This is a genomic window from Micromonospora sp. NPDC002296, assembly GCF_040296145.1.
Taxonomy (GTDB): domain Bacteria; phylum Actinomycetota; class Actinomycetes; order Mycobacteriales; family Micromonosporaceae; genus Micromonospora.
Map to the genome: position 1 here is coordinate 1 of NZ_JBEOWQ010000112.1, position 3,011 is coordinate 3,011.

A 3,011-nucleotide genomic window follows, 5' to 3' on the forward strand; every position below is an offset into this window, starting at 1 on the left:
GTCACCGGCTCCGCGGTGGACCGGGGTCCGCTGGCGGTGCTGTTCTCGGGTCAGGGGGCGCAGCGGGCCGGGATGGGTCGCGAGTTGTACGACGGTTTCCCTGTCTTCGCGTCGGCGTTGGACGAGGTGTGTGGGCTGCTGGACGGGCTGTTGCCGCAGCCGTTGAGGCCGGTGCTGTTCGCGGCGGAGGGCACTGTCGAGGCGGGCCTGCTGGATCAGACCGTGTTCACGCAGGCGGGTCTGTTCGCGGTCGAGGTGGCGTTGTTCCGCCTGGTGGGGTCGTTCGGTGTGGTGCCGGACTTCGTGGGGGGTCACTCGGTTGGTGAGATCACGGCCGCGCACGTCGCGGGGGTGTTGTCGCTGTCCGACGCGTGTGTCCTGGTGGCGGCGCGGGGTCGGTTGATGCAGGCGTTGCCGGCTGGTGGCGGGATGTTGGCGGTCAACGCGTCGGAGGCTGAGGTGCTGCCGACGCTGGACGGGTTCACGGACCGGGTCGGGATCGCGGCGGTGAACGGGCCGTCGTCGGTGGTGGTGTCCGGTGCGGTCGACGCCGTCGACGAGATCGAGCGGGTGTGGCGGGGTCGGGGTGTGCGGACTCGCCGGTTGGCGGTGAGTCACGCGTTCCACAGTCCGCTGATGGAGCCGATGCTCGACGAGTTCCGGTCGGTGCTGGCCGGGCTCACGTTTGCGACGCCCCGGTTGCCGGTGGTGTCGAACGTGACCGGTGCGATCGCCGGTGGCGACGAGTTGCGTACCCCGGAGTATTGGGTGCGGCATGTGCGGGAGGCGGTGCGGTTCGCCGACGGGGTCACGGCGTTGCGTGATGCGGGGGTGGACACGTTCCTGGAGGTCGGTCCGCAGAGCGTGCTGACGGCGATGGCCGCCGACGTGCTGCCGGCCGGCGGGGACGTGTTGGCGGTGGCGGTGCAGCGTCGGGACCGGTCGGAGGCGCAGGGGCTGTTGGCGGCCCTGGGTGAGTTGCACGTGCACGGTGTGCCGGTGGCTTGGCAGTCGTGGTTCGCCGGGGCCGGTGCGCGGCGGGTCGATCTGCCGACGTACGCGTTCCAGCGGGAGCGGTACTGGCCCGACGCGGTGTCGTGGCAGGTCGGCGACGTGTCCGGCGCCGGGCTGGGCGTCGCGGGCCATCCGCTGCTCGGCGCGGCGGTGCGCCTCGCCGGGGACGACGAGGTGTTGTTGACGGGGCGGTTGTCGGCGGGGACTCATCCGTGGTTGGCGGAGCATGTGGTTGCCGGTTCGGTGGTGGTGCCGGGTACGGCGTTGGTGGAGTTGGCGGTGCGGGCCGGTGACGAGGTGGGTGTGTCCCGGGTGCGGGAGCTGACCGTTCTGACGCCGTTGGCGTTGCCGGGGTCGGCGGGGGTGCGGGTGCAGGTGCGCGTCGGCGCGGCCGACCCGTCGGGCGCCCGGTCGGTGACCGTGCACTCGCAGCCGGACGAGGAGGCCGACGGGGCCTGGGTCCGGCACGCCGAGGGTGCGCTGGAGCCGGTGTCGGCCGACGAGCCGGTGCTGGGGGAGTGGCCGCCGGCCGGTGCGGCCGAGGTGGACCTGACCGGGTGGTACGCGGCTCTGGCGGGGCATGGTCTGGTGTACGGGCCGGTGTTCCAGGGTTTGCGGCGGGCGTGGACCGCGGCCGGTGAGGCGTACGCCGAGGTGGCCCTGCCGGAACAGGCGGCCGGTGACGCGGCGGCGTTCGGGGTGCACCCGGCGCTGCTCGACGCGGCGTTGCACCCGGTGGCGTCGCTGCTGGCCGGTGAGGGTGGCGGGGCACGGGTGCCGTTCGCGTTCGAGGGCGTGCAGGTGCACGCGTCGGGTGCGCGGGCGCTGCGGGTCCGGCTGACCCGCGAGGGGTCCGGCGTGCGCGTGGTGGCGGTGGACGAGTCCGGCGCGGCCGTGGTGTCGGTGGACTCGCTGGTGTTGCGGGAGCTGACGGCGGTGGCCGCCCCGGGCGCGGCGGCGCGGTCGCTGTTCGAGGTGACATGGCTGCCGGCGGAGATCACCCCGGCCGGCGACCTGTCCGGCTGGGCGTTGCTCGGGCCGTCGATCGCCGGGCTCGACCTGCCGGGCTTCCCCGACGTCGACGCGCTCGCCACGGCGCTGGCCGACGCACGGGCCGAGTCCCCCCGGGCCCTGCTGTGGACGCCCGGCGCGGCCCCCGGCGTCGACGTGCCCGGCGTGGTGCGCGCGACCACGAACGACGCCCTGACCGTGGTGCGGTCCTGGCTCGCCGCCGACGCACTCGCCGACGCGAAGCTCGTCGTGGTCACCCGGGGCGCCGTCGTCGCCCGGGACGAGGACCAGGTGTCCGACCTGGCGGGCGCGGCGGTGTGGGGCCTGCTGCGCTCGGCGCAGTCGGAGCACCCCGACCGGATCGTCCTCGCCGACGTCGAGGGTCCGCTCGACCCGGCGACCCTCGCGGTGCTGGCCGGCGTCGTGGCCGACCCGACGGCGACCGGCGGCCAACTCGCCGTCCGCGCCGACGGGACGTTCGTGCCCCGGCTGGTCCGGCCCACGGCCGACGAGCTGACCCCGCCGCCGTCCGGGGCGTGGCACCTCGCCGCGACCGCCCCCGGCACCCTCGACGGGGTCGCGCTGGTGTCGGCCACCCCCGTCCCCCTCGACGCGGGGCAGGTGCGGATCGCGGTGCGGGCGGCCGGGGTGAACTTCCGGGATGTGTTGATCGCGTTGGGGATGTATCCGGATCCGTCGGCGGTGATGGGCAGCGAGGGTGCGGGTGTGGTGGTGGAGGTCGGTCCGGGGGTGACGGACCTGGCCCCCGGCGACCGGGTGATGGGCATGTTCGAGCTGGGCTTCGGCCCGCTCGCGGTCGCCACCCGGGAGCGCCTCGCCCGGATGCCCGCCGGCTGGTCGTTCGCGCAGGCCGCCTCCGTGCCCCTCGTCTTCCTGACGGCGTGGTACGCGTTGCGGGATCTGGCGGGGTTGCGGGCGGGTGAGTCGGTGTTGGTCCACTCGGGTGCGGGTGGGGTGGGTATGGC

The 3,011-nt window shown here is 74.8% G+C and carries 1 protein-coding gene; it reads left to right on the forward strand.

Annotation, left to right across the window (positions count from 1 at the left end; all coding sequences use genetic code 11):
• A partial coding sequence (locus ABT023_RS28885; protein WP_350889843.1) for an acyltransferase domain-containing protein occupies window positions 1–3,011 on the forward strand: 3,011 nt, incomplete at both ends.